Consider the following 23,903-nt stretch of genomic DNA (forward strand, 5'->3'; position numbering starts at 1 on the left):
CTTTGCCGGGATCAATGCTGTGACTTTTGCGCTGAATCCGGACTGAGTAGAAACCGTGAAAATGCTTAACGCCTGCTCTTGTTCCGGACGTGGTTCACACTCTCGCCCCAGGGCGATTCCTGCGGATGCAGGCGCAGCAGCCAGCAGCCGTGGATGTCCGAGCGGCGGGTGAAGTCGAACGGGATGCTGGGCGCACTCCAGTCCTCGATGAGGAACCGTTCAGCCAACGCTTCCTGGTTCAACTTGAAGCGCCGGAAGTTGTTCGAGAACACCAGCACGCCGTCGCTGGAAAGACGCTCGGCACAGGCCAGCAACAACGGCACGTGGTCGCGCTGGACGTCGAAGTCTTCCGCCCGCTTGGAGTTGGAGAAGGTCGGCGGATCGACGTAGATCAATCCGTAGCGTTCCTTGTCCTGCTTGAGGAAGGTCATCGCATCCGCCTGCATCAGGCGATGCTTGCCGCCGGTGAAGCCATTGAGCGCCAGATTGCGCGAGGCCCAATCCAGGTAGGTGGCCGAGAGATCCACGCTGGTGGTGTCCCGCGCCTCGCCCGCGGCCGCGTAGACGCTGGCCGTGGCGGTATAGGCAAACAGGTTGAGGAAGCGCCGGCCCGAGGCGAGCTCGCGCAGCTTGGCGCGCACCAGGCGGTGATCGATGAACAGCCCGGTGTCCAGGTAGTCGGTGAGGTTCGCCAGGAAACGCAGGCCGCCTTCGGCCACCTCGATGAACTCGCCGCGCTGGTCGAACTGGCCGTACTTGGAACCGCCCTTGCCGCGCTCACGCGTCTTCAGCGCAATGCGTTCGCGCGGCACGCCGAGCACTTCGCCAGCCACGCGCACGATCTCGCGCAGGCGATGGCGGGCGGTCTCGACGGGGATCTCCACCGGCGCCCGGTATTCCTGGATATGCAGCCACGGTTCGGCGCCCTCGCGGCCGTAGACGTCGATGGCGGCCGCATATTCGGGCAGGTCCTGGTCATAGGCGCGCCAGCAGTGGATGCCCTCGCGATCAAGGCGCTTGCGCTGGTGGCGCACGGTTTTTTCCAGCCGGTTGCGCAGCATCTGCGCGCCTTCGGAAAGCGGCTTCACCTCGCGCGGCGTTTCGCTGCGCGCGTGCAGTTCGAACACCAGCAGCTGCGTTTCCAGTGCGCCGTTGTAGAGCGCGTATTTCTTTTCGGCGCGCAGCGGAATGGCGTGCCCCAACTCCTCGTCTCCCGCCAGCACGGCGGCACGCCAGCCGGCAAAACGCTCGCGCAAGGTTTCACCGAGGGCACGGTAGAGCCGTGGCATTTCCACCCGGTCGCCCAGGCGCTCGCCATAGGGCGGATTGGTGATCACCAGCCCGCGCGTATAGCCCGGCGGCGGCGACACATGGGTGGCATCGTGCTTGTCCAGCGTAAGGAAACCGGCGACGCCCGCTTCCTGCGCATTGCGCTTGGCCGTCTGCACCATGCGCGAATCCGCGTCGCTGCCGAAGAAGCAGCTGCGCAGCGCGCGCAGGCCGGTTTCGGCGCGCTGGCGCGCCTCTTCCAACAGGCCACGCCACACAGCGATGTCGTGCTGGGCCCAACCCAGAAAACCGTAGTACTCGCGATGCAGACCCGGGGCGACGTCGGCCGCCATCCAGGCGCCCTCCACCAATAGCGTGCCCGAACCGCACATGGGATCGAGCAGCGCGCCGCCTTCGGCATAGATCTCCGGCCAACGCGCGCGCAACAGCATCGCGGCCGCGAGGTTTTCCTTCAGCGGCGCTTCGCCCTGCACTTCGCGCCAGCCGCGGCGATGCAGCGGCGCACCGGCCAGGTCGAGCGAGAGCGTGGCGCGGTCGCGGCGCAGGCGCAGGTTGATGCGCACGTCCGGTTCGTCGGTATCCACGCCGGGGCGCGAGCCGTCGCGCTGGCGGAACTGGTCGACCACCGCATCCTTCACGCGCTGCGCGAGAAACTGGCTATGCGTGAGCTTGCTCTGCGCCGAGTTGGCGTCGACCGCCAGGGTGGCATGCGAAGCCAGATGCTGCGACCAGTCGATGGACTGCACGCCGGCATACAGCGCATCGTCGGTGGCTGCGTCGAACTCGGCCAGCGGCATCAGCACGCGGCTGGCCAGACGCGACCACAGGCAGGCGCGATAGGCGGTTTCCAGCGTGCCGGAGAAATGCACGCCGGCCAGCGCCTCGCGCACGTCGCCCGCACCGAGTGCGGCCAGTTCGTCGCGCAGCAGGTATTCCAGGCCCTTGGGACAGCTGGCGAAGAAGGCGCTCATGCGGCTGCCACTGCGGTGAGGAACAAGCCGAACTGCTCGACGATACGATCGACGCTATCGCTCAGGCGATGGTCGTCATCGACCATGATCAGCGGCAGGCGGCGGCGGGCGGAGAATGCAATCACGCCTTCGGGCGGACATACGTCGTCGCGCCAGCCGTGGTAGAGCAGCGTGGGCACGCCCTCGGCCAGGCCGAATGCCTGGCGGTAGCCGGGGATCTCGCTGGGCGTGGCCAGCAGGAACAGGCCCGCCACCGGGCGCTGCAGCGAAGCCAGGCCGGATACGAAGGCGCCCATGCTGGAACCGACCAGCACCGGCGGCGCGTCTACCGCATCGATGGCGGCGAGCAGGCGCTGCAGACGCGGATCGACCGAGCCGGCGTGGCCCGCCAGATCATCGCTGCGATAGTCCGGGCGCTGGGTTTTCCAGCCCAGGGCCTCGGCAAAGGCGGCCAGCACGCTGACCTTGGTGGCATCCGGACCGGAGTCCGAGCCATGCGAAAGAATGATCTGGCCGCGCATCGCGGTCTCCACTAACTGCGTCCATCAGGCCGCGCATGGTAACAGGCGACGTCCTAGGCCACCGTCGCATAGACTCCCGCCCATGCCGCTGACCATCATTGAACACCCGCTTCCGTACGTCTCCCTGTTGCCCGAGCGCCCCGTCGAGGCGGTGGACATGGTGGTGATCCACTGCACCGAGCTGCCGGATCTCGCCCTCGCCCGCGAGTACGGCGAGCGGGTGCTCTACGAAAGCGGTGCGGGCGCCAGCGGGCATTACTACATCGACCGGGACGGCAGCACCTACCAGTACGTGCCGGCAACGCGCGTGGCCCACCATGTGCGCGGCCACAACCCCCATTCCATCGGGATCGAGCTGGTCAACCTGGGACGCTACCCGGACTGGTGGGACTCGCGCCGCCAGACCATGACCGAGCCCTACCCGCCGGCCCAGCTCGCCGCGCTGCGAGCCCTGCTGGAGCAGCTGAGGCAGGAGTTTCCCCGTTTGCGGTTGATCGCCGGCCATGAGCAGCTGGATACCGACCGCATGCCGGCCAGCGACGATCCGACCCGGGATGTACCGCGCAAGCTCGACCCCGGCCCGATGTTCCCCTGGTCAGAGGTGTTGGAAGGTAGCGGCCTGACCCGTTGGACCCCGTCTAGCGGCTAGCCGCCACGGGCGCGGATTGGCGCGCCAGTGCGACCGCCAGCATCACCGCGACGCGCGCCTGCGGGCTGCTGCGCCAGCAGGTGGCGCCCAGCAAAGTGCTGATCTGCAGCAGCAAATCGTCCACTTCAGCACCCGCCAATTGCTCCAGCGAGCAGATGCCGATCTGCTCCAGGCGGGAGATCACCGAGAGCCCAACGCCCGGCGGGTCCAGCAAACGCTGCCGTTCCCAGTCTGAAAACTGTTCCATGACGGCCGCCCCTGATGGTTTAGGCGATGAATACCGTCGCGGCCAGCGACTCGTCTGCCGGACAAATCCGACCGAGACAGTCGGAGACAATCGCTATAATCGGCGGCCACCCACTAGAGCCTGCCCTCCATGACGGAAAACCACGTCCGCGAACTCGTCGACCTGCTCGAACTGGAGCGTCTGGAGGACAACCTGTTCCGCGGCCAGAGCCGGGACATCGGCACGCATTTCGTGTTCGGCGGCCAGGTGCTGGGCCAGGCGCTGTCCGCCGCCCAGCGCACGGTGGATCCGGACCGCGAAGCCCACTCGCTGCACGCCTATTTCCTGCGCGCGGGCGACATCAAGGCGCCGATCGTCTACAACGTCGAGCGCACGCGCGACGGCGGTACGTTCTCGTCGCGCCGCGTGGTGGCGATCCAGCACGGCCAGCCGATCCTCAACGGCTCGATCTCTTTCCAGGTGCCGGAAACCGGCTTCGAGCATCAGTCCTCGATGCCTGAAGTGCCGATGCCCGAAGACATCGAACCGATGCAGGCAGTGCCGCCGGAACAGCTGGCCAAGCTGCCGGAGAAGCTGCAGCGCTGGCTGGGCGTCGATGCGCCGTTCGAATTCCGCCATGTGTGGCCGCAGGACAAACTGCATCCCACCAAGCGGCCGCCGATCCAGCACATCTGGTTCCGCCTGAGCGCGCGCGTCGGCGATTCGCCGGCGCTGCAGCGCTCGCTGCTGGCCTACGCCTCGGACTTCAACCTGATCGGCACCGCCACCCTGCCGCACGGCATCTCGTACTACACGCACAACGTACAGATGGCGAGCCTGGACCACGCGCTGTGGTTCCACCGTCCGTTCCGGGTCGACGAATGGCTGCTGTACTCGTTCGACAGCCCGACCGCCCAGGGTTCCCGAGGCCTCGCGCGCGGCCAGATCTTCAGCCGCGACGGCCGCCTGGTCGCCTCGACGGCCCAGGAGGGCCTGATCCGCCTGCGCGGCTGAGGCGCTGGACCAGCGTAGTAATATCGGACTGGCCGATCCCCGCGGCCAGTCATTCCCGCACCTGCCCGCCCGGCGAACCAAGGTTTCCTTATGCGTCAGCTCTACACATCGCCCCGCCAGGAAAACATCGATCGGGTTGCCAAACTCCTCAAGGAGCAAGGCATCGAGTGCACCATCGAGAACCGCTCGAACTACAACCGCGGGACCTATCAACGCTTCAGCTACACGCAGCGCCAGGAGAACCGGGACAACTGGGCCCAGGTCTGGGTGACCCGGGCGGACGACTACACCCGCGCCCGCGCCCTGCTGAAAGAGCTGGGCATCGAGCCGGTGATCCGCCACGGCGAGGAGCTGGCGCTGGCCCGCAATGCCACCCCGGACATGAAGCGCCAGGGCATGGCCAACCGGGTACGCCGTATTGTCATGTTGGCCGTGGCCGGCGCCTTTGTGGTGCTGATGCTGCGCTATATGGGTGTCATCTGACCTGTTCAGGGTCCCCTGAGCGCTGTATCAGATTTGTCCTACTGACACAGTGATGCAGACCGGACATAGAATCAGGCCATGCGCTCTGACCGTGTCCGCCTCTTCCAAACCCTGCCGCACGCCTGCGGCTACTTTGCCGAGCGCACGGCACAGAACCTGGTGATCGATCCGGCCGCCCCGCAACTGGACCAGTTGTACGGTCCGGCACTGGAGCGTGGCTTCCGACGCGCGGGTGGGCATCTGTACTACCCGTACTGCACCAGCTGCCGGGCCTGCACGCCCTGCCGCATCGACGTCGAGCGCTTCACGCCCGACCGCAGCCAGCGCCGTTGCCTCAAGCGCAACGAGGACCTGCAGGTGATCGAGTCGATGGCCGGCTACAACGCCGAACGCCATGCGCTGTACGAGCGCTACCTGCGCCAGCGCCACCCCGGCGGCGGCATGGACGAAGCCGACGCCAGCGACTTCCGCCGCTTCCTCACCGCGCCGTGGAGCCCGACCATGTTCCTGGAGTTCCGCCAGGGCCCGCGCCTGCTCGGCGTGGCCGTGACGGACGTCTGCCAGCAGGGGCTTTCGGCCGTCTATACGTTCTACGAGCCGGAAGAAACCGCGCGCAGCCTGGGCACGTTCTCGATCCTGCAGCAGGTCGCGCTGGCCAAGCGCCGCGGCCTGCCCTGGATCTACCTGGGCTTCTGGATCGCCGGCCATCCGAAGATGGACTACAAGCGCAAGTTCCGCCCGATGCAGATCCGCACCAGCGAGGGCTGGGTGGAGATGGCGGAAGGTTGAGTCCCCCGTGGTGCGCGACAGCAATCATTCCGCCAACACCTTGTGGGAGCGCGCTTGCGCGCGGCAAACGACGGAGCGGTACACCGCAGCGTGCCAGTCGCGCACAAGTGCGCTCCCACAGGTGGAGTTTGCGGTGTTTGCGCTGTTTACGCCTGCGTCGCCGCGCGTGGCACCACCGGATACGGATACAACTTCACCAGCGGCACCGAAATGCCATCGTCGCCCACGATGCGGCAATGGTTTCGATTGAGCTGTCGCGGTTCGTCCACGCCGCAGCTGTGCGCAATGATGCCCACCTCATGCATCACGTTGGTGGCGTAGTTCGCCACGCGCTCGCGCTTGTCGGCCACTACCAGCCCGCGCTGCAACTTGGGGTTTTGCGTAGTGATGCCGGTGGGACAGGTGTTGCGATTGCACTGCAGCGACTGGATGCAGCCCAGCGCCAACATGAAGCCGCGCGCCGAATTGACGAAGTCCGCGCCCATCGACAGCGCCCACGCCACGTCGTATGCCGTGATGCACTTGCCCGAGCAGATCACCTTCACGCGCTCGCGCAATCCCTTCACCACCAGCAGGTCGACCAGTGCCGGCAAGGCTTCGTGCAACGGCAGGCCCACGCCTTCCATCAAGGTTTGCGGCGCGGCGCCGGTACCGCCTTCCGAACCGTCGACGATGATGAAATCCGGCGCGCTTTCGATGCCGCGCCTGCTCACTTCGTCGCATAGGTCGGCGATCCAGTCCACGCCGCCGAATACCGCCTTGAAGCCCACCGGTTTGCCGGTGAGTTCGCGGATGTGCTGGATCGAATCCATCAGCTCCTGCACGTTGCCGATGTCGAGGTGGCGATTGGGACTCTGCGAATCCTCGCCCACCGGAATGCCGCGGATGGCGGCGATTTCCGGCGTCACCTTGGCCGCCGGCAGCAGGCCGCCCATGCCGGGCTTGGCGCCCTGGCCGAGCTTGATGCTGACCATCTTCACCTGCGGGTGCGCGCAGATATCCAGCAGCTTCTTGTCATCGAGCTTGCCGTCGGGCGTGCGCACGCCGTATTTCGCCGTGCCGATCTCGAAGATGATGTCGCAGCCGCCTTCCAGGTGATACGGCGCCAGTCCGCCCTCACCCGTATCCATCCAGATGCCGGCCTTCTTCGCGCCGTGCGACAACGCGCGTACCGCCGGCGCCGACAATGCACCGAAACTCATCGCCGAAATATTGAAGAACGCGGCGTGCGAATACGGTTCGCGCGAATACGGACCCAGCGTCACCGGCAACGGATCGACATGCTTTTCGCCCAACGCCGGAAACGGCGCATTGACGAAGAACGGCACGCCTTCGCCACGCAGGTCGCGGGTGGAGCCGAACGCATTGGTGTTATCCACGTTCTTCGCCGCGCGGTACACCCAGGTACGCTGCGCGCGGTTGAACGGCAGTTCTTCGCGATCGCTGGAATACAGGTACTGGCGGAAGAATTCGCCCAGGTGCAGGAACCAGTAGCGGAAGTGGCCGATCACCGGGAAGTTGCGCAGCACCGAGTTGCTGGTCTGGTTGCGATCCACCAGCCAGACCACGCCGATCACCACGACCAGCAGCACCAACAGCAGCAGGAACAAGGCCGCGAAGGTTTCAATCATCACGACCAGCCAATGTGCGAAGCCTGTCGGTTGCATCGGTGTCTCCCCAATCTTCAGCGTGTTGCAGGTCATCCATGCGGCGCGCGGGACGATCTCCCGGGCAGCCGCCACTCGATCAACGATACAACCGTTTTCCTTTCACGCCCTGCACTAAGCGACTGCTTACCCTCTCACCGTCATTCCCGCGCAGGCCGGAATCCAGTGACCTCTGTCACGGGTTTTCGCGAGACCTATCCATGGAATGTGGCTGGCTATCGCGATAACTCGGCGTATTCGCTACTGGATTCCGGCCTGCGCCGGAATGACGGTGAGAAGTAGTGGTTATCGAGAGATATTGCACCAGCGCTAAGACGTTACAGCGTGACCCGAATGCTCTTGGCCGCGCGGATGGCCTTGGCCTTCGCCGCCTCCACGCTCTCGTCGCGCGCCAGCGTCACGGCCATGCGGCGACGCCCCTTCACCGTCGGCTTGCCGAAGATGCGCAGCTGCGTGTCGGGCTCCTTCAAGGCGTCGGCGACGTTGTGATACTGCGGCGCCTCGCCATCGCCCTCCACCAGCACCGCGCACGACGCCGACGGGCCGAGCTGGCGGATGACGGGAATCGGCAGGCCGAGGATCGCGCGTGCGTGCAGGGCGAATTCCGAAAGGTCTTGCGAGATCAGCGTCACCAGGCCGGTGTCGTGCGGGCGCGGACTGACTTCCGAGAAGATCACGCTGTCGCCCTTGACGAAGAACTCCACCCCGAACACGCCCCAGCCACCCAGCGCGCCGGTAATCGCGGCTGCTTGTCGCTGGGCTTCCTGCAGCGCGACCTCGCTCATCGGTTGCGGCTGCCAGGATTCGCGATAGTCGCCGTCTTCCTGGCGATGGCCGATCGGCGCGCAGAAGCTGACGCCGTCCTGGTGGCGCACGGTGAGCAAGGTGATTTCGTAGTCGAAATCGACGAAGCCTTCGACGATCACCCGCCCCTTGCCGGCGCGGCCGCCGGACTGCGCGTAATCCCAGGCGTGCTGCAACTCGCCCTCTTCGCGCACCACGCTCTGGCCCTTGCCGGAGGAGCTCATCACCGGCTTGATCACGAACGGCAGGCCGATGTTGGCAACGGCCTCGCGATAGTCGGTTTCGGTGTCGCAGAACCGGTAGCGCGAGGTCGGCAGCTGCAGCTCTTCGGCAGCCAGGCGGCGGATGCCTTCGCGATCCATGGTGAGCCAGGCAGCACGTGCGGTCGGGATGACGCGCAGGCCTTCCTTCTCCAGCTCGATCAGCGTGGGCGTGTGGATCGCCTCGATCTCCGGCACCACCAGATCGGGCTTCTCCTGCTCGATCAGTGCGCGCAATGCGGCGCCATCGAGCATGTCGATCACATGACTGCGATGGGCCACCTGCATGGCCGGCGCGTGGGCGTAGCGATCCGCCGCGACCACCTCCACCGCGTAGCGCTGCAACTCGATCGCCACTTCCTTGCCCAGTTCGCCCGATCCCAGCAACAGCACGCGCAACGCGCGATCGGAATAAGGCGTGCCAAAGGGCTTCATCGGTGTCTCCGGAGGGGCAAAGCGCCATTGTAAGCGGCCCTTTGGACAATCGCGCCACGCCACGTCGTCATCACGCAAATTCCATTGACGAACGACATCGACCGGCATTGACTGTAGTCGTCACCGTCCCCACGGAGCGACCGATGCGCCAATGGCTTGCCGCGCTATGGATGGCGCTCGCGCTCAGTCCCGCACCCAGCCTCGTTGCCGGGACGGTGGAGAGCGTATCCAGCGACACCACCTGGATGACGGTGCAGTTGGCGGGGCGGCGCATCGGCCACCTGCGCATCGACCGGGTGAACGACGGCAAGCAGGTCACCACCACCCAGGACCTGCGGATCGAGATCAACCGCAACGGCAAGACCATCCCCATGAGCGTGCTCACCCGCAGCGTCGAGACGCTGGATAGCCAGCCGCTGGGGTTCTATTCGCGCAGCATGCTGTCGACCTCCGACAGCATCGTCGACGGCCGGCGCCAGGCCGACGGCCGCTATGCCGTGACCACCACGGTGGCGGGACGGGCCAGCGAGTCCACCCTGGCATGGCCCGTCGGCGCCTTGCTGAGCGACGGCCAGCGGCAGGCCATGGCCGGCGCGGCCAGCCGCAGCGGCCACTACACGCTGAGCCTGTTCGATCCCGCCAGCCAGGATGTCGCCACGGTGGACATCGAAGTGCTGGGCAATGAGCGCGTGTCGCTGCCCGAGGGCAGCGAAGTGTTGAACCACCAACGCGAAGTGCTGCAGACGCCACGCGGCGTGCAGCGCATGGACCTGTGGGTCAACCAGCGCGGCGAGACGCGCAAGAGCTCGCTGGACATGCTGGGCCACCCACTGGATCTGCTCGCCTGCAGCGAAGCCTGCGCGCTGGCGCCGGTGGAGGACATCGACATGCTGCGCGCCTCGATGGTCGATTCGCCCCAGGGCCTGTCGGTCCCGATGCGCCAGGGCGGCCTGCGCTACGTCATCCACCTGACCGACGGCGACGCGCAACCGGTGATCGCGACCGACGAGCAGCGGGTCAGTCGTCTCGGCAACGGCGATTGGCTGGTGGATGTGGGTAACGCCGTGCCCGGCGGTCAGGCGCCACCGACGCCGGCGGACACCCAGGCCAATGCCTGGGTGCAATCGGATGCCCCACCGATTCGAGCGCTGGCGGCGGAGGCCAGCATCGGCGCCGAGGACGACCAGCAGAAGATGCTCCAGCTGCGCGACTTCGTGAGCGGCTACATCCAACCCCATGGCCGCGATATCGGCTACGCCTCGGCGCTGGAAGTGGTGCGCCTGCGCGCCGGCGACTGCAAGGCGCACGCCGTGTTGCTGGCGGCGCTGGCGCGGGCACAGCACATTCCGGCGCGTGTGGTCACCGGCATGGTCTATGCCGACCGCTACGGTGGCAGCCGGCAGGTGTTCGTCCCGCACGCCTGGGTCCAGGCCTGGGTGCATGGCCGCTGGCAGAGTTTCGATGCGGCGCTGGGCCACTTCGACAGCGCCCATCTCGCCCTGGACAGCGGCGATGGCGACCCGTGGCACTTCGTCAACCTGGCCAACCTGTTCGGCCAGATGCGGATCGCCCATGTCGGCACGGCGCCCGAGCAGGCGGCGACCGCCATGGGTGGTGCGGTGGCGACCCGGGACTGATCCCCTCCTTGCAGTAGATATCATTTTGATATCTAATCGCCGCACCCAGGGAGGAACCCCCATGAACGAACAGCAAGGTTTTTCGACCGCCGGCATCCCCACGGTCTTTTTCGTGATTCTTCTGGCCTTCGTCGGTTTGGCGCTCGAAGGCTACGGGCTGGTGCACCAGGCGCCGGTATTTGTCGCACTCGCCCTCGGCATCTTCATGCACGTGGTGGCGGTGTTCATGGCCAAGGGCTTCTTCCAGGTGGCTCCGAACGAAGGCCAGGTGTTGCAGTTGTTCGGCAAATACCACGGCACCGTGCGCGAGGAAGGCCTGCGCTGGACCAACCCGTTCTGCACCCGCCGCCGCGTCTCGCTGCGCGTGCGCAACTTCGAAAGCAGCAAGCTCAAGGTCAACGACAGCGACGGCAACCCGATCGAAATCGCCGCCGTGGTGGTGTGGGAAGTGGTCGACACCGCCGAAGCCGTCTTCTGCGTGGACGACTACGAGAATTTCGTCAGCATCCAGAGCGAGTCGGCGCTGCGCCAGATGGCGCAGAACTACCCGTACGACTCGCACGACGATGGCAAGCCGGCCCTGCGCAGCCACGGCGAAGTGATCAACAACCACCTGCGCGATGAAATCCAGAACCGCCTGGAAAAAGCCGGCGTACGCGTCATCGAGGCGCGCATCAGCCACCTCGCCTACGCGCAGGAAATCGCCCAGGCCATGCTGCAACGCCAGCAGGCCAGCGCCATCGTGGCAGCGCGCGAGCGCATCGTCGAAGGCGCCGTGGGCATGGTGGCGATGGCGCTGGACAAGCTCAAGCAGCAAGGCGTCGTCGAACTGGACGAGGAGCGCAAGGCCGCCATGGTCAGCAACCTGCTGGTGGTGCTGTGCGGCGACCGCTCCACGCAACCGGTGGTCAATGCCGGCACGCTCTATGGCGGTTGAGAAAAAAGCCTATCCCCTACGCATCAGCGCTGCCGTGCTCGAGGCCATGCAGCGCTGGGCCGACGACGATCTGCGCAGCGTCAATGCGCAGATCGAATTCGTTCTGCGCGAGGCTTTGCGCAAGCAGGGGCGGTTGAAACGCGACACGTCCGAACCGGTACAGGACGACGACGCCGGTTGAGGGGCAAACGCCCCCGCATTGATCTCGCTTCGACGCGACCTGCACGACACCGGGGCTAGCTTCGTCGCTTCACACACCGTGATGTCCCGGAGAACCGCCATGGCCAACAGCCAAACCTATCGCCCGCTCCCCGACGGCCCCGTGTTGTGCGACGCCTGCCTGCGTACGGGCTCGAGCATCGAGATGGAGCCGCACGATTCGCTGCCGGAAGAAGCCGTGGCGTGGTCCGAGAAGCAGAATGCGGAGCTGCAGAGCTATCGATGCCCGGAATGCGAATCCGTGCAGGTGTTCCGCGTCGACTGAGGCGGACGGTCAATCCCCGTCCAACGGGCCGATGACCGCCAACTGGTTTTGCACCGGCTGCAAGCTGCCGCCAGGCAGCGCATCGGTGTTGCTGGCAGGTTGCGGATAGTTGTATTTCCCCAACCAGCGTACCGGTTCGTGCGGACCCGGCACGTAGACCAGCCACTTGCCATAGTTCTGCGTGGCACGGTCTTGCACCATGCCGAAGTGCACCGGCACGCGCACCAGCCAGGCACCATCGGCCAGATTGCCCGCGCCCGTGACATCGAAGGTCCAATACTTCGCGACGTTGACGCAGGTCTCCGCAAAGATCCTGCGGATCTGGGCCTGCATGGATGCTTCCGTCACCGTATCGAGGTTCACCTGCTCGGCGGCGACGTCGGTGACCTTGCCGCTGGCGTCCACCCGCATCAGCAGATAGACGTCGCCGGAAATGCGGTTCTGATAAGCGAACAACGAATATCGTGGCGACACCCGCGACTTGTAGCGGATCTGGCCGTCGAGCTTCCGATCGCCGAACGTCGCGCCCCGGATCCGACTGCGATAAGCGCCGTCCGGCTCGGTCCGGGCCACGATGCGCAAGGTCATGGCGACGTGTCGTGTATCCGCATCGCCCGATGGATCGGCCGGAAAACGCCACTTCGCCGAGGCGCGATCGATCAGCGAGGCCACCTCGGCCGGCAGCTCCTGGCGGTGATCGATCGCGATGGACGAGAGCGTCCCATCCGGCGCGATGTCGATCAAGCCCGTGACCAGCATGCTGGCTTCCGCACGCTCCTGCATCGAAGCAACCGTCTCCGTGCAAAGAGCGGGCGTCGCAACCAGCATGCAAAGCAAACAGACGATTTTGCGCATGGCCTTCCCCTGGATACCCCGCGAGCAATGTGCCCCAGGGAACCCGCCGGCGACAGGGCAAAAGAGGCCAGACCCGTCTTGCGCAAGATCCGGATGGCCGCCAGGCGCGGTTGGCGCGAAGCTGGCGCCGTTACTTCAACGGAGCGCTTTCCATGTCCTTTCGCATTTCCGGCCTGCCCGCCGAACCGTTCGCCGAACTGTTCTCCCTGTCCGATGAAGCCCTGGCGGAGCGTCGCGCCATGCGCGTCGTGGCCGACAGCGACAGTGGCTTTCCCTGCCGCATCAGCCTGACCGATGCCAGGCGCGGCCAGACGCTGCTGCTGGTGAACTACGAGCATCAAACGGCGGACACGCCCTATCGCTCCAATTACGCGATCTATATCCGCGAGGACGAACAGCAATACGACCGCACCAACGAGGTGCCGGAACAGTTTCGCCGTCGCCTGCTCTCGGTTCGCGGTTTCGACGAACGGGGCATCCTGCTCGATGCGGACGTGACCCAGGGCACCGAGTTGGAACCGCTGATCGACCGCTTGTTCGAGAACAAACAGATCGCCTACCTGCATGTGCACAACGCGCGTCCCGGCTGCTACGCCGCCCGCATCGACCGCGCCTGATCAGTCCGTGTCGCGGCTGGCCCGGGCGGCCAGCGCGATGCCCAGTGCGATCCAGCCGACGATGAAGGCCACGCCGCCCAGCGGCGTGATCGCGCCGAACCAGCGTGGCGCCCCCAGCGCCAGCGCGTAAAGGCTGCCGCTGAAGATCACGATGCCGATGGCGAAAGCCGCGAGGGCGACGCGTCGTGCCCGCCCCGCGCCGGCCAACACGGCCAGGACCAGGGCGAGCGCGTGCCAGAAATGATAGCTCACCGCGGTGTGCCACAACTCGGTCCCGCGCGCATCGAGCACGCCGCGCAAGGCGTGCGCGCCGAAGGCACCGAAAACGACGGCGGTGGCGCCGGTCAGCCCGACCAGCAGGCCGGTCGCCAAGGCAGGTTGTCGCATTTGCGTTGCTCCTCGATTCGCCACGCTCCGGCCGGGCGGCCAGTGTCGTATGCTCACCCGATGATTCCTATCGATTCTCGCATGAAGCTTTGTCGCACCCGCCGCTGGCTGTTGCTGCTGATGCTGGCGCTTGGCACCCTGCTGCTCGCTGGCTGTCATCGCGACGACGGCGTCGAGTGGCAGCTTAATAACGTCAGCGGCCATATGCCGGATCTGGATTTCCAGCTGGTCGACGACCACGGCAAGAAAGTGACCGGCCAGGACTATCGCGGCAAGGTCGTGCTGCTGTATTTCGGCTACACGCATTGCCCGGATGTATGCCCGTTGACGCTGGCGCAATTGCACGTGGTGATGCAGCGGTTGGGACCGCTGGCCGACGGTGCGCGCATCCTGTTCGTCAGCGTGGATCCGGCGCGCGATACGCCTGAGGTGATGCATGCCTATGTCAACGCGTTCGATCCGCGCGCCGTGGGCCTGTCGGGACCGGCCCGCGAGATCGAGGCACTGAGCAAGCGCTACCGTTCGGCTTTCACGCGCGAACCCGATCGCGCCGACGGCCAATATGAAGTGAGCCACAGTTCGGCCATCTATCTGTTCGACGGCAACGGCAAGGCGCGCCTGCTGTCGACGCCAAGCAACACGCAGGACCAGATGGTTCACGACCTGCATCTGCTACTGAGCCTGGGAACCCATTCATGAGACTGCGTTTCACCCTGCCCCTGCTTGCTGCCGGCCTGCTGCTGACGGCGGGCGTGCACGCCACCGAGGCGCAACATGTTCGCGCCAGCGCGGCGTGGATCCGCGTGCTGCCCGGCGACCTCCCTGCCGGCGCGTACGTCACGCTGGAAAACACCGGCGACCAGGCCGCCAGCCTGCGCGGCGCGCACAGCCCGAACTACGCCGACGCCATGCTGCACCAGAGCAGCAGCGCGGGCGGCGTCAGTCGCATGTCGATGGTGAACGAGCTGGCCATTCCCGCGCACGGCAAGGTGGAACTCTCGCCCGGCGGTTATCACCTGATGCTGATGAAGGCCGCTTCGCCGGTGAAGACCGGCGACAAGGTCAAGGTGACGCTGAGCTTCGGCGACGGCAGCACGCTGGATGCCGATTTCGTTGCGCGGCCGGCGAACGCGACCGGCGCCGAGCAGTAACTAAGCACCCTTGTGGGAGCGCACTTGTGCGCGACTGTCACCTTCATGCCGCTTCGCAGTCGCGCACAAGTGCGCTCCCACAAAAGAAATTCAGCGGGCTGAATTAGCAGCCGACCTTCTCGTCGGCCACGGCTTGCGCCGGATGCGCCCGCTGCGCGAAAGCCGCAGCCACTGGCGCATCGCCAACAGCGCGCCGATGGATTCGATCAGTGCCGCCGGCACCCACATGATCACACCGCCCACGAGCTGCGCCGTCAGCACGTTGAAGGTGAAGGCGCGGCCGCAGATTTCGAAGATCGGGTAGAGATCGGTCTTGGAGAAGGTGACAATGGCGCCGGCCAGGATCTGCGGCGTCATGGTGATGCCGGGCGACAACACGCGGAGGCCCGGTGTCATGCGGCCCGGCGGACGCGGGCGATGGTCGAGCACCAGCCACCAGTAGGTGAAACCGCTGGCCAGCATCGACCAGTTCATGAAGCGGTAGATGCGCCAATCCAGCATCGCCAGCGTCTGCATGGACGGGATCAGCCAGATCAGGATGAACGCCACGAACAACACCGTGGCCACGGCGGGGTTGCACCACACCGCGCTGGCCATGCGCCACGGCGCCGACCGGCGCACCGGGCGCAGCACGCGCAGCCGCCAGCGGAACGGCAGGCCCTTGTGCAACACGGTGCCGGGATAGGAAGCGATGATCAGCAGCGGTGCCAGATGGTGCAGCACGATCTGCTGGATGCGATGCATGAAGAACTCATGCTCGAAGAAATAATCCAGGTAGGTGTGCAGCGACACGTAGATCATCGCCATGCCGAGCCAGAACGACAGGCGGCGCCCGAAGCTCACCTGCAGTCGGCGGCAACCGCGCACATACAGCACGCTGCAGGCGATGAAGCCCAGCAGGAAAACCCAGGAGAACTCCCAGGGCACGATCCACTTGAGCACGCTTGCCATCATCGAACGTACCCGGACCGAATCAGTGGCGACTGCCCATCATACGCGCGGGCGACGCGGCATCGAGGGCGCGCGCCTGCGACACATCAGCGCCGGCCATCGCGCTCATGCCTGCCGCCTGCTGCGGCGGGAGCGGCGCCAGCCATAGAGCAGGCCGATCAGGGTCACCAGCAACGGAATCAGCACGATATTGATGAACTTCAGGCGCAGGCCGAGCGCGTCGATCTCCGCGTTGAACTGGTGCTGCACGTCGCGCAATTCCTTGTTGATCGCCAGCTGGCGCTGCAGGAACTGCTCGATCTCCGCTCGCTGCTCCGGCGTGGCCGTATCGCCGCGACCCGTCCCCTTGGAGGGCTGCAATTCGCTCAGGCGCGAGCGCGTCACCGCCAGTTCGCGCTGCAGCTCCTGCATCTTGGCCTGGAACTTCTGGTCGGCGGCGCTGCGCAGCGCGGCAACGCGCGTGAAAGGACGCTGCGAACTCACCCGGCCATGGATGGAAAGCAACGCCGAGGAACCGCTCAGGTTGTCGGCGATATTGGTGATCAGGTCGCCGTTGTTGGCGATCGCACTCAATTGCGGCTGGCCCAGCAGGCTCTGCGCATAGGACACCCACAGCCGGTCGCTCAACAGGTCGGTATCGGCCACCAGGATCACTTCCGCGGTGCCCGCGACACCTGCGAGGTGGCCCGCTTCGTTGGAGCGCTCGGGGAAGGCGGTGGGAAACTGGCCGCGCACGCGGGCGGCGATCACGTAATGCAGGTTGTCGGGCTTGTAGTTGTCGAGCAGCCCGGCCGGATTGTTGATCGATTCGCGCACGCGCTGGCTGGACACCACTTCGGCATCGGTGGTCGACTGCATCAACGGCGTCAGGCGCGAAGTGGTGCCCGGCGCCAGGTCGAAATAGCCCACGCTGGAGACGTTGATGCGCTGCAGGCTCGCCGTGGTCACGTCGTCGTGGTTGAGCTCCTGGGTGCCCAGGCCCAGCATCGCCGGATGGCTCATCGAACTGTTGTCGGCCAGCTCGATGCGCAGGGCGCGCGACCGGTCGAGCACGACTTTCTGCGGGTCGTACTGCACGCCCCACGCGGCGAACAGGCGCGACAGATCCGAGTTGTGATCGTCGGTGACGCCGCTGCTGTCGATGAACGGCGTGTTGTCCATCTCGGCGACGGGATCGACGAACACCACCAGGTGCCCGCCGTGCAGCACGTACTGGTCGATCGCGTAGAGCGCATCGGCCGGCAGGTGCTTGGGATGAATCACCAGCAGCGCCTTCAGGTCGCTGTCGATGTGCTTGAGCTTGGCCCCGTCCAGCGACTTCACGTCAAACTGCTGGGCCAGCTGGCGCATGACCGTCCAGGGCTCTTCGCCGATCACCGGGTTGCCCTGCACCGGCAGGCTGCTGATCACACCGATCAGCGGCTTGGACGGCTGGTCCAGTTCGTAGAGCAGCTTGGCGATGTCGTACTCGAGGAAGGTCTCGCGCGACGGATCGAACAACGGGATCGCCTGCACCTTCTTCGGCAGATGATCCTCGCCATCGCCGTCCGCATCGGGATTGGCCGGCAGCGTGCTGCCGACCAGGCCGAAGAACACACGCTCGCCGTTGGTGCCGCCATTGATCGGCGACAAACCGTAACCCTCAGCGCTGGTCTCGTCGTCGGAATACGGCACCGGGTCGACGATCTGCAGGCGCAGGTGGCCATGCGAGCGGGCCACCATTTCCTGCAGCATCTCGGCCACGCGCTGTTCGTAGCTGCGCAGTTGCGGCAGGTCGCGCGTGGCATGGCTGGAGAAATAAAGCGTCAGGCGCAACGGCGCATGCAATCCGTCCACGATGTGCAGCGTGCCCGGCGTGAGCGTGTAGAGCTGGTCGGAGGTGAGGTCCACGCGGCCCATGCGCCAGCGGCTGCTGGCCAGCACGAACACCACGAACAGCATGCCCAGCAGCACCAGGGCCGCCGACAGCACGGCGCGACGACTGAAATGGATGCGCTTGTTGCTCATGGCGTGCGCTTCAGGTCGAGCGTCAGCACGCCGGCGGTGAGCCACGCGGCCATGCTCGCCACGAAGTACAACAGGTCGCGCAGGTCGAGCACGCCGCGCGAGATGGCTTCGAAGTGACGCACCATGCTCAGGTGCGCGAGGCCGTTCACCAACTTGCGCGGCAACGCGCCCTGGAAGAATTCCATCACCTGCGGCTGCCCCACCAGGATCAGCAGGAAGCACACCACCAGCGTCAGCACGAAGGCCACCACCTGGCTCTGCGTCACCGCCGACAGGCACGCGCCGATGGCCAGGAACGCGCCCGCCATCAACCAGCTGCCGATGTAGCCGGCGAGGATCACGCCGTTGTCCGGCGAGCCGAGGTAGTTCACGGTGACCCAGATCGGCAAGGTCAGCACCAGCGCCAGGCCGATGAAAATCCACGCCGCGAAGAACTTGCCGAGCATCGCCTGGGCCAGCGTCAACGGCAGGCTCATCAGCAACTCCAGCGTGCCGCCCTTGGCTTCCTCCGCCCACATGCGCATCGACACCGCAGGCACCAGCACCAGGTAAAGCCACGGATGCATCACGAAGAACGGTTGCAGGTCGGCCTGGTTGCGTTCGTAGAAATCGCCCGCGTAGAACGTGAGGATGCCCGATAGGACCAGGAAGATGACCAGGAACACGTACGCCACCGGCGTCACGAAATAACTGCGCAGCTCGCGGCGCGTCACCGCGGCGATCGGACTCATGCCCTGCTCTCCGCGCCGGTGGTGATCTGGCGGAACACTTCGTCGAGTCGTCCGCGCTCCAGCTGGATCTCCGACACTTCCAGGCCCTGCTGACGCAGCAGCGTCTCCACCGGTTCGAGGATGCGTTCGCCCGGCCGCGGGAACACCGTGATGCGACCGTCCATCGGATCGACTTCGATCGACGCGACCTGCGGCAGGCGCCCGAGCATTTCCTGCGAGACGCCGCTGCCCGGCGCGCTGAACGACACCGCGCCGTGATAGCGCGAGCGCGATTCGAGTTCGGCCGGCGTGGCGTCCACCATCAGCCGCCCGTTGGCGATGATCACCACGCGGTTGCACAGCGCGTGCACTTCTTCGAGCAGATGCGTGGAGATGAGGATGGTGCGATCGCGCGCCATCTGGTCGATCAACTGGCGCACCGTGTGTTTCTGGTTCGGATCGAGACCGTCGGTGGGCTCGTCGAGCATCAGCACCTGCGGGTTGTGCACGATGGCCTGGGCCAGGCCCACGCGGCGCTTGAGGCCCTTGGACAAGGTGTCGATGCACTGGTCGAGCACGCCCTCGAGCTGCAGCCCGCCGACCACGCGTTCGAAGCGGCGATAGCCTTCCTCGCGCTGCAGGCCGCGCATGCGCATCACGAAGGTGAGGAATTCGCGCACGGTCAGTTCGCCGTAGCTCGGCGCGCCTTCGGGCAGATAGCCCAGCGCACGCTTGGCCTTCAACGGCTCCTTGCGCACGTCGTAGCCGCATACCCGCGCCGTGCCCGAGCTCGGCTCCAGGAAGCCGGCGATCATGCGCATGGCGGTGGTCTTGCCGGCCCCGTTGGGACCCAGCAGGCCCAGCACCTGGCCCGGCTCGGCGCGGAAACTCAGCGAGTCCACCGCGGTGAGGGCGCCGTAGCGTCGAGTGAGCAGTTCGGTTTCGATCATGTCCTGGGCAGTCAGTGGCGCGCAATGCTGCGCGCGTGTCGCGGCTGCGATGTCGACCCGCACTGTAACCGAAAAGTTCGCCGGAACCGCTTGAAGCGAAGCCTGAAAATGAAAAGGCCCTTCGCGAGGAAGGGCCTTTTCGATGCTTGCCGCTGGCGACTTACTTGCCGGCGCTGGCAGCGCTGGCCGGAGCGGCGGCGGTGCCGGACGAAGCCGGTGCCTGCTCGCTGCTGCTGTCGTCGAGCGTCGGCGGCTTGATGCCCGCAGCCTGTTCCGGCGTCTGGTCCGGAGCCCAGCTCAGCGGCAGGTACACGTCGAACTCGGCGTACTGGGTGACTTCGTCGCCCTGCTTCACTTCCGGCTTGGCTTCGATGTCGTAGAAACGGCCGACCACTTCGTCGAACTTGTAGCCGTGGGTCTGCGCATAGGCCTTCATCAGGTCGCGGGTCTGCGGCACGCCGGCGGCGGTACCGTTCCACACGGCCTTGAGGGCCGGGCCACCGAAGGCAAGGAAGGCGCGCACGTCGTTGTCGACGATCAGGCGACCGAAGCGATCGTGGCCACCCGGCGTGGTGTCGCCGGTCGTGCTGGCGGCATCGGCGCTGGTGCTGGCCGCAGCGGCCGTCAGATCGGGAGCCTTGGCTGCCGCCAGTTCGACGTTCTGGCCGCCCACGTTCAGGCTGGTCGCGCTGATCGGCATGGCCACGTCGAACGAGTAGTTCTGATCGCCGTAGTTGGTCGTGTAGATGATGCGCGGACCGGTGGTGGTCACGCCCAGCTTCTTGGCAGCGGCCTGGATCTGGCCAATGGCCTTGTCGGTCGCGTCGTTGAGGGCCTCGAGGCCACCCTTGCGCTCGATCGAGGTCGACACCATCAGCACCGGCGTGGGCTGGGTCTGCTCGATGTACGGAATGAGCTTGGTGTAGTCCACGTTCTGGACCGACGCCACCACGTTCTGCAGGTTGTTCAGGCTGAACTGGATGAAGGCATCCGGGTCGCCGTGAATGTAAAGATTGGAGTAGCGGTTGATCAGGTTGAAGCCGTAGTCGACGTCATACGACCAGGTCACCTTGGTCAGCTGGCCGCGGCTGCCGTTGCGCTCGAGGTCGAGCGTGAAGTGCTTGTCGTTGCCGCGCCAGTCGTTGTCGACGTTCCACACGATGGTGGCTTTGCGGGCGGTCGAGTCGATCTTGTCGAAGCTCGGCTCGGCGGAGGCGATGGTGAACTTGCCGTTGCCGACCTTGCCGTCGTCGCTGGCCCAGCTGATTTCAGCGCCGGGGCCGTAAGCCTTGCCCGAGAAGTCGAACTTGATGTTGCGGTCGTACTCGCGCTGCACGGAGTATTCCGGGAAGCGACGGAAGTTGTTGAGCACGTCGTAGACCTGACGCATGTCCTTGCCGACGACGAGCGACCGTTCGACATGGCCGCTGCCAGGCATCACCACGCCCACTACCACCGCCACAACGGCGACGATGATCAGGGCAACAATAAATTCAAGAACACGCATCATTCCAGGATTCTCCGCACGTCTCTCTGGTACACGGCACAAAGGCAGTCGCCGGAGACCGGCCCGCCACGGGAGATTCCCGAAGAATCACGGCATGAACGGGGGGTCGGCCAGCGCCGAATTGCCCGATACTACTTGCTCCGGCGTCCAGCCGTAAAGACTGCCTGACGCGTGCCTTCCAGACGCCTGCGAATGGCGTCCGGCAAGGCCCCGCAAGGTTTTAGCCTGTTTACCGGCGCTTAGACGATGCCAAGCTCCAGCGCCTTCAGCACGGCGCGCGTGCGGTCGCGCACGCCCAACTTGGAGAGAATGTTGGAAACGTGGTTCTTCACCGTTCCCTCCGCCACCTTCAGCGAGTTGGCGATCTCCTTGTTGCTGTAGCCGCCCGACAGCAGGCGGAGGATCTCCGTCTCGCGCTCGGTCAGGGGATCGGGCTGTTCCAGACTGGTGAACTGGTTCTGCATGCGGCCCACGCCGGCCAGCAGGCGCTGGGTCACCATCGGTGCCACCAGCGAGCCGCCGGCGGCCACGGTGCGAACCGCCTCCACCAGTTGCTCCAGCGAGACGTCCTTGAGCAGGTAGCCGCGGGCGCCGGCCTTCAGGCCCTGCAGCACCAGCTGATCGTCATCGAAGGTGGTGAGGATGATGGTGGGCGGCAATTCGTTGCGGGCAGACAGTGCCTGCAGCACTTCCAGGCCGCTCATGTTGGGCATGCGCAGGTCCAGCAGCACCACATCGGGCTTGACCCGTGGAATGTCCTGCACGGCCTGGGCGCCATCGGCGCATTCGGCCACCACGCGGATGTCCTCCGCCAGGTCCAGCAGTGAACGGACACCCTGGCGAACCAGGTTCTGGTCGTCGACGAGACAGACGGAAATCATCGCGGTTCCTCGAAACGTAGGTGGCCGGCGTGCGATGCCCGCGGCCAACGGAGAGTGACGATGCTGCTTGAGCCTGACCATGGGTTGCGCATGGTTCGCGTTGTTCGCCAGCGCCCGCTAGGGAGTGGCGCATGGCGCAGCGCCTGACTGGCCGTCAGGTCAAGCCGTGCGTCGCTTCCTAGCGGGCGCTGGCGAACAACCCTCCGGGCCGGATCTGTTTGCCCGCCATCCTGCGTCATCACTCGGTCGTGTATCGACATACATTCCCTCGTTCTTCCTTGTCTGGCGAGCAAACAGCTTCCGGCGCGAACCATGCGCAACCCATGATCAGGCTCCAAGCGGCACATTTTTACACGACAACCGGGCAAGGCTACAGCATGCCCAGGGCCGGGGGCTCGAACCGTGACGGCGTATGGGCGAGTTGCGCTACCTCGCCCAGCGGCAGCCGCACGGTCAACGCAAAACCTTGCTGGAGCGCCGCGTCCACCGTCACGCTGCCCTCGAACTCGACCAGCCGCTCGCGCATGCCGGACAAGCCGTTGCCCGGCCGGAAGTTGGTCGCGCCACGGCCATCGTCGCGGGCGTACAGCTCCAGCAGGTTGGCATTGACGTAGTCGAAGCGCAGCCACAGGTTGCGGGCGCCGGCATGGCGAGCGGTATTGGTGATGATTTCCTGCGCACAGCGCAACAGCACCTGGGCTCGGCGCGGGTCCTCCACGCTGAACCGGGGCGGCGTTTCCATGTGCACGTTCAGGCCGGGCACGCCTTCGGTGAGGCTGCGCAGGGCCACGGTGAGGTCGATCGCGTCGTCCTGGCGCAACTCGCTGACCACTTCGCGCACATCCGACAGCAGATGCTTGGCGGTAACCTGGGCCTTGTGCACGTGCTCGGCCGCCTGGGCATTGACCAGATGGCTGGCCACTTCCAGGTTGAGGCTGAGCGCGGTCAGGTGATGGCCCACCAGGTCGTGCAGGTCGCGGGCGATGCGCATGCGCTCGGCAATGCGGGTGGATTCGGCCAGCAGGGCGCGGGTGGCGCGCAGCTCGGAATTCAGGCGCCGCTGCACCTCGCGCTCCTCGGCCTGCAGGCTGGCGATCATCGAGGTGAAGAAGACCAGCGCCGAAATGCCCAGGTACATGCACACCTGCAGGAACGCGGTGACCACCGTCCAGCCGGCAAAGCTGGCGAAGATGGGCATCAGCATCAGGTTCTGCAGCAGCATCCAGACCAGCCCGGCACCCACCGGCAGCTGCCAGGGCAGGACCACCGCGATCACCAGCATCAGCATCGCCGACAGGCCGCTCTGGCTGAACCAGCCCATCGCCACCGCCGAACCGGTAAGCACCACCAGCCCGAACAGCTTGACCACCGAGGGATAGCTGGTCTGGCGCGCCATGCCCGAGCGCCGCGTCAGCAGCAGATAGGTCACCCCATAGATGAGGTAGGAAAGCAGCCAGCCGGTGATGTTCGGGTTGCTCCACCAGGCGCTGACCTCGGCGAGCCCCCCGGGACCGGACAGCAACGGCAACGCCACGCACAGGTACGTGAACAGACCAGCGTACCGGAGCAGCCGGATGTGATTAATGTTTGACCAGGCCATGCCTGCATCATTCGCTACCTGCAGGCGTGGTGCAATGCGCGAGAAGTCATTAGCCTCCCCCTGCCAGAAGGCATGACTGAGGGCGCTTTACAAAGGTTTTACATGGTGCGCCGTGTTATG

The 23,903-nt window shown here is 65.6% G+C and carries 25 protein-coding genes; 11 read left to right on the forward strand and 14 right to left on the reverse strand.

Annotation, left to right across the window (positions count from 1 at the left end; translation table 11 throughout):
* Nucleotides 1-65: 65 nt before the first annotated feature.
* Entirely contained in the window at nt 66-2,261 is a 2,196-nt protein-coding gene (gene rlmKL / locus ACN9MB_RS15150; RefSeq protein WP_426269475.1) for a bifunctional 23S rRNA (guanine(2069)-N(7))-methyltransferase RlmK/23S rRNA (guanine(2445)-N(2))-methyltransferase RlmL, read from the reverse strand.
* Entirely contained in the window at nt 2,258-2,782 is a 525-nt protein-coding gene (locus ACN9MB_RS15155; RefSeq protein ID WP_426269476.1) for an alpha/beta hydrolase, read from the reverse strand. The genes rlmKL and ACN9MB_RS15155 overlap by 4 nt, the downstream gene beginning before the upstream one ends.
* 82 nt (nt 2,783-2,864) lie before the next feature.
* On the opposite strand from ACN9MB_RS15155, the gene ACN9MB_RS15160 reads away from it, so the two are divergent.
* Nucleotides 2,865-3,431, forward strand: a complete 567-nt coding sequence (locus ACN9MB_RS15160) for an N-acetylmuramoyl-L-alanine amidase (protein ID WP_426269477.1) — start codon at nt 2,865-2,867, stop codon at nt 3,429-3,431.
* On the opposite strand, the gene ACN9MB_RS15165 is transcribed toward ACN9MB_RS15160, so the two are convergent.
* A complete protein-coding gene (locus tag ACN9MB_RS15165; protein WP_204634288.1) occupies nt 3,421-3,678 on the reverse strand; it encodes a helix-hairpin-helix domain-containing protein in 258 nt (85 codons plus the stop codon). The genes ACN9MB_RS15160 and ACN9MB_RS15165 overlap by 11 nt on opposite strands.
* Before the next feature lie 129 nt (nt 3,679-3,807).
* Between ACN9MB_RS15165 and tesB the strand changes: the two genes are divergently transcribed.
* From tesB to ACN9MB_RS15180, 3 genes are all read left to right on the forward strand, one after another.
* Entirely contained in the window at nt 3,808-4,671 is an 864-nt protein-coding gene (gene tesB / locus ACN9MB_RS15170) for an acyl-CoA thioesterase II (protein WP_204634287.1), read from the forward strand.
* Nucleotides 4,672-4,761: 90 nt separating this feature from the next.
* The gene (locus ACN9MB_RS15175; protein WP_204634286.1) at nt 4,762-5,154 is read left to right on the forward strand and encodes a putative signal transducing protein; all 393 of its coding nucleotides are present in this window, start codon (nt 4,762-4,764) and stop codon (nt 5,152-5,154) included.
* 78 nt (nt 5,155-5,232) lie between these two features.
* Nucleotides 5,233-5,943, forward strand: coding sequence for an arginyltransferase (locus ACN9MB_RS15180; protein ID WP_204634285.1), 711 nt, complete (start codon nt 5,233-5,235; stop codon nt 5,941-5,943).
* A 146-nt stretch (nt 5,944-6,089) separates the two neighbouring features.
* On the opposite strand, the gene ACN9MB_RS15185 is transcribed toward ACN9MB_RS15180, so the two are convergent.
* Nucleotides 6,090-7,610, reverse strand: a complete 1,521-nt coding sequence (locus ACN9MB_RS15185) for an FMN-binding glutamate synthase family protein (protein WP_204634284.1) — start codon at nt 7,608-7,610, stop codon at nt 6,090-6,092.
* A gap of 317 nt (nt 7,611-7,927) precedes the next feature.
* Nucleotides 7,928-9,109, reverse strand: a complete 1,182-nt coding sequence (gene purT, locus ACN9MB_RS15190; protein ID WP_426269478.1) for a formate-dependent phosphoribosylglycinamide formyltransferase — start codon at nt 9,107-9,109, stop codon at nt 7,928-7,930.
* A gap of 143 nt (nt 9,110-9,252) precedes the next feature.
* Here purT and ACN9MB_RS15195 point away from each other — a divergent pair, with 143 nt between their 5' ends.
* The 4 genes from ACN9MB_RS15195 (at nt 9,253) to ACN9MB_RS15210 (ending at nt 12,167) form a co-directional block, all read left to right on the forward strand.
* The gene (locus ACN9MB_RS15195) at nt 9,253-10,746 is read left to right on the forward strand and encodes a transglutaminase-like domain-containing protein (RefSeq protein ID WP_426269479.1); all 1,494 of its coding nucleotides are present in this window, start codon (nt 9,253-9,255) and stop codon (nt 10,744-10,746) included.
* A gap of 61 nt (nt 10,747-10,807) precedes the next feature.
* A complete protein-coding gene (locus ACN9MB_RS15200; RefSeq protein WP_426269480.1) occupies nt 10,808-11,683 on the forward strand; it encodes an SPFH domain-containing protein in 876 nt (291 codons plus the stop codon).
* Entirely contained in the window at nt 11,673-11,864 is a 192-nt protein-coding gene (locus ACN9MB_RS15205) for an Arc family DNA-binding protein (protein ID WP_204634280.1), read from the forward strand. Before ACN9MB_RS15200 ends, ACN9MB_RS15205 begins: the two co-directional genes overlap by 11 nt.
* A 99-nt stretch (nt 11,865-11,963) precedes the next feature.
* A complete protein-coding gene (locus tag ACN9MB_RS15210) occupies nt 11,964-12,167 on the forward strand; it encodes a hypothetical protein (protein WP_426269481.1) in 204 nt (67 codons plus the stop codon).
* A 9-nt stretch (nt 12,168-12,176) separates the two neighbouring features.
* Here the strand turns inward: ACN9MB_RS15210 and ACN9MB_RS15215 are convergent, their stop codons facing one another.
* Nucleotides 12,177-13,022 carry a hypothetical protein gene (locus ACN9MB_RS15215; RefSeq protein ID WP_426269482.1) on the reverse strand — a complete coding sequence of 282 codons (846 nt, stop codon included), beginning with the start codon at nt 13,020-13,022 and terminating at the stop codon, nt 12,177-12,179.
* A 152-nt stretch (nt 13,023-13,174) separates the two neighbouring features.
* Between ACN9MB_RS15215 and ACN9MB_RS15220 the strand changes: the two genes are divergently transcribed.
* Nucleotides 13,175-13,639 (forward strand): DUF1203 domain-containing protein, encoded by a 465-nt coding sequence (locus tag ACN9MB_RS15220; RefSeq protein WP_426269483.1) that lies wholly within the window; start codon nt 13,175-13,177, stop codon nt 13,637-13,639.
* On the opposite strand, the gene ACN9MB_RS15225 is transcribed toward ACN9MB_RS15220, so the two are convergent.
* The gene (locus ACN9MB_RS15225) at nt 13,640-14,026 is read right to left on the reverse strand and encodes a DUF423 domain-containing protein (RefSeq protein WP_426269484.1); all 387 of its coding nucleotides are present in this window, start codon (nt 14,024-14,026) and stop codon (nt 13,640-13,642) included.
* Nucleotides 14,027-14,107: 81 nt separating this feature from the next.
* Between ACN9MB_RS15225 and ACN9MB_RS15230 the strand changes: the two genes are divergently transcribed.
* Nucleotides 14,108-14,725, forward strand: coding sequence for an SCO family protein (locus tag ACN9MB_RS15230; RefSeq protein ID WP_426269485.1), 618 nt, complete (start codon nt 14,108-14,110; stop codon nt 14,723-14,725).
* Nucleotides 14,722-15,177 carry a copper chaperone PCu(A)C gene (locus ACN9MB_RS15235; RefSeq protein ID WP_426269486.1) on the forward strand — a complete coding sequence of 152 codons (456 nt, stop codon included), beginning with the start codon at nt 14,722-14,724 and terminating at the stop codon, nt 15,175-15,177. The genes ACN9MB_RS15230 and ACN9MB_RS15235 overlap by 4 nt, the downstream gene beginning before the upstream one ends.
* A 90-nt stretch (nt 15,178-15,267) precedes the next feature.
* On the opposite strand, the gene ACN9MB_RS15240 is transcribed toward ACN9MB_RS15235, so the two are convergent.
* From ACN9MB_RS15240 to ACN9MB_RS15270, 7 genes are all read right to left on the reverse strand, one after another.
* Nucleotides 15,268-16,131 carry a cytochrome c oxidase assembly protein gene (locus tag ACN9MB_RS15240; protein WP_426269487.1) on the reverse strand — a complete coding sequence of 288 codons (864 nt, stop codon included), beginning with the start codon at nt 16,129-16,131 and terminating at the stop codon, nt 15,268-15,270.
* Between the two features lie 102 nt (nt 16,132-16,233).
* Nucleotides 16,234-18,135, reverse strand: a complete 1,902-nt coding sequence (locus tag ACN9MB_RS15245) for a GldG family protein (protein ID WP_204634272.1) — start codon at nt 18,133-18,135, stop codon at nt 16,234-16,236.
* Complete coding sequence (locus ACN9MB_RS15250) at nt 18,132-18,866, reverse strand: ABC transporter permease subunit (protein ID WP_426269488.1); 735 nt, start codon at nt 18,864-18,866, stop codon at nt 18,132-18,134. Before ACN9MB_RS15250 ends, ACN9MB_RS15245 begins: the two co-directional genes overlap by 4 nt.
* Complete coding sequence (locus ACN9MB_RS15255) at nt 18,863-19,795, reverse strand: ABC transporter ATP-binding protein (RefSeq protein ID WP_204634270.1); 933 nt, start codon at nt 19,793-19,795, stop codon at nt 18,863-18,865. The genes ACN9MB_RS15250 and ACN9MB_RS15255 overlap by 4 nt, the downstream gene beginning before the upstream one ends.
* Before the next feature lie 160 nt (nt 19,796-19,955).
* Nucleotides 19,956-21,305, reverse strand: coding sequence for a polyketide cyclase (locus ACN9MB_RS15260; RefSeq protein ID WP_204634269.1), 1,350 nt, complete (start codon nt 21,303-21,305; stop codon nt 19,956-19,958).
* Between the two features lie 236 nt (nt 21,306-21,541).
* Nucleotides 21,542-22,183 (reverse strand): response regulator, encoded by a 642-nt coding sequence (locus ACN9MB_RS15265; RefSeq protein ID WP_019464490.1) that lies wholly within the window; start codon nt 22,181-22,183, stop codon nt 21,542-21,544.
* A 370-nt stretch (nt 22,184-22,553) separates the two neighbouring features.
* Nucleotides 22,554-23,783 carry a sensor histidine kinase gene (locus ACN9MB_RS15270; RefSeq protein WP_426269489.1) on the reverse strand — a complete coding sequence of 410 codons (1,230 nt, stop codon included), beginning with the start codon at nt 23,781-23,783 and terminating at the stop codon, nt 22,554-22,556.
* Nucleotides 23,784-23,903 lie beyond the last annotated feature (120 nt).

This window comes from Dyella kyungheensis (assembly GCF_049913195.1).
Lineage (GTDB): Bacteria > Pseudomonadota > Gammaproteobacteria > Xanthomonadales > Rhodanobacteraceae > Dyella > Dyella kyungheensis.

Bases quoted from the DNA above. Each gene is read 5' to 3' on its own strand.
- ACN9MB_RS15180 (WP_204634285.1), top strand. From the start codon at position 5,233: ATGCGCTCTGACCGTGTCCGCCTCTTCCAAACCCTGCCGCACGCCTGC.
- ACN9MB_RS15250 (WP_426269488.1), bottom strand. From the start codon at position 18,866: ATGAGTCCGATCGCCGCGGTGACGCGCCGCGAGCTGCGCAGTTATTTC.
- purT (WP_426269478.1), bottom strand. From the start codon at position 9,109: ATGAAGCCCTTTGGCACGCCTTATTCCGATCGCGCGTTGCGCGTGCTG.
- rlmKL (WP_426269475.1), bottom strand. From the start codon at position 2,261: ATGAGCGCCTTCTTCGCCAGCTGTCCCAAGGGCCTGGAATACCTGCTG.
- ACN9MB_RS15215 (WP_426269482.1), bottom strand. From the start codon at position 13,022: ATGCGCAAAATCGTCTGTTTGCTTTGCATGCTGGTTGCGACGCCCGCT.
- ACN9MB_RS15160 (WP_426269477.1), top strand. From the start codon at position 2,865: ATGCCGCTGACCATCATTGAACACCCGCTTCCGTACGTCTCCCTGTTG.
- ACN9MB_RS15185 (WP_204634284.1), bottom strand. From the start codon at position 7,610: ATGCAACCGACAGGCTTCGCACATTGGCTGGTCGTGATGATTGAAACC.
- ACN9MB_RS15240 (WP_426269487.1), bottom strand. From the start codon at position 16,131: ATGATGGCAAGCGTGCTCAAGTGGATCGTGCCCTGGGAGTTCTCCTGG.
- ACN9MB_RS15195 (WP_426269479.1), top strand. From the start codon at position 9,253: ATGCGCCAATGGCTTGCCGCGCTATGGATGGCGCTCGCGCTCAGTCCC.
- ACN9MB_RS15265 (WP_019464490.1), bottom strand. From the start codon at position 22,183: ATGATTTCCGTCTGTCTCGTCGACGACCAGAACCTGGTTCGCCAGGGT.
- ACN9MB_RS15205 (WP_204634280.1), top strand. From the start codon at position 11,673: ATGGCGGTTGAGAAAAAAGCCTATCCCCTACGCATCAGCGCTGCCGTG.
- ACN9MB_RS15200 (WP_426269480.1), top strand. From the start codon at position 10,808: ATGAACGAACAGCAAGGTTTTTCGACCGCCGGCATCCCCACGGTCTTT.
- ACN9MB_RS15245 (WP_204634272.1), bottom strand. From the start codon at position 18,135: ATGAGCAACAAGCGCATCCATTTCAGTCGTCGCGCCGTGCTGTCGGCG.
- ACN9MB_RS15230 (WP_426269485.1), top strand. From the start codon at position 14,108: ATGAAGCTTTGTCGCACCCGCCGCTGGCTGTTGCTGCTGATGCTGGCG.
- ACN9MB_RS15235 (WP_426269486.1), top strand. From the start codon at position 14,722: ATGAGACTGCGTTTCACCCTGCCCCTGCTTGCTGCCGGCCTGCTGCTG.
- ACN9MB_RS15210 (WP_426269481.1), top strand. From the start codon at position 11,964: ATGGCCAACAGCCAAACCTATCGCCCGCTCCCCGACGGCCCCGTGTTG.
- ACN9MB_RS15220 (WP_426269483.1), top strand. From the start codon at position 13,175: ATGTCCTTTCGCATTTCCGGCCTGCCCGCCGAACCGTTCGCCGAACTG.
- ACN9MB_RS15155 (WP_426269476.1), bottom strand. From the start codon at position 2,782: ATGCGCGGCCAGATCATTCTTTCGCATGGCTCGGACTCCGGTCCGGAT.
- ACN9MB_RS15270 (WP_426269489.1), bottom strand. From the start codon at position 23,783: ATGGCCTGGTCAAACATTAATCACATCCGGCTGCTCCGGTACGCTGGT.
- ACN9MB_RS15225 (WP_426269484.1), bottom strand. From the start codon at position 14,026: ATGCGACAACCTGCCTTGGCGACCGGCCTGCTGGTCGGGCTGACCGGC.
- tesB (WP_204634287.1), top strand. From the start codon at position 3,808: ATGACGGAAAACCACGTCCGCGAACTCGTCGACCTGCTCGAACTGGAG.
- ACN9MB_RS15260 (WP_204634269.1), bottom strand. From the start codon at position 21,305: ATGATGCGTGTTCTTGAATTTATTGTTGCCCTGATCATCGTCGCCGTT.
- ACN9MB_RS15165 (WP_204634288.1), bottom strand. From the start codon at position 3,678: ATGGAACAGTTTTCAGACTGGGAACGGCAGCGTTTGCTGGACCCGCCG.
- ACN9MB_RS15255 (WP_204634270.1), bottom strand. From the start codon at position 19,795: ATGATCGAAACCGAACTGCTCACTCGACGCTACGGCGCCCTCACCGCG.
- ACN9MB_RS15175 (WP_204634286.1), top strand. From the start codon at position 4,762: ATGCGTCAGCTCTACACATCGCCCCGCCAGGAAAACATCGATCGGGTT.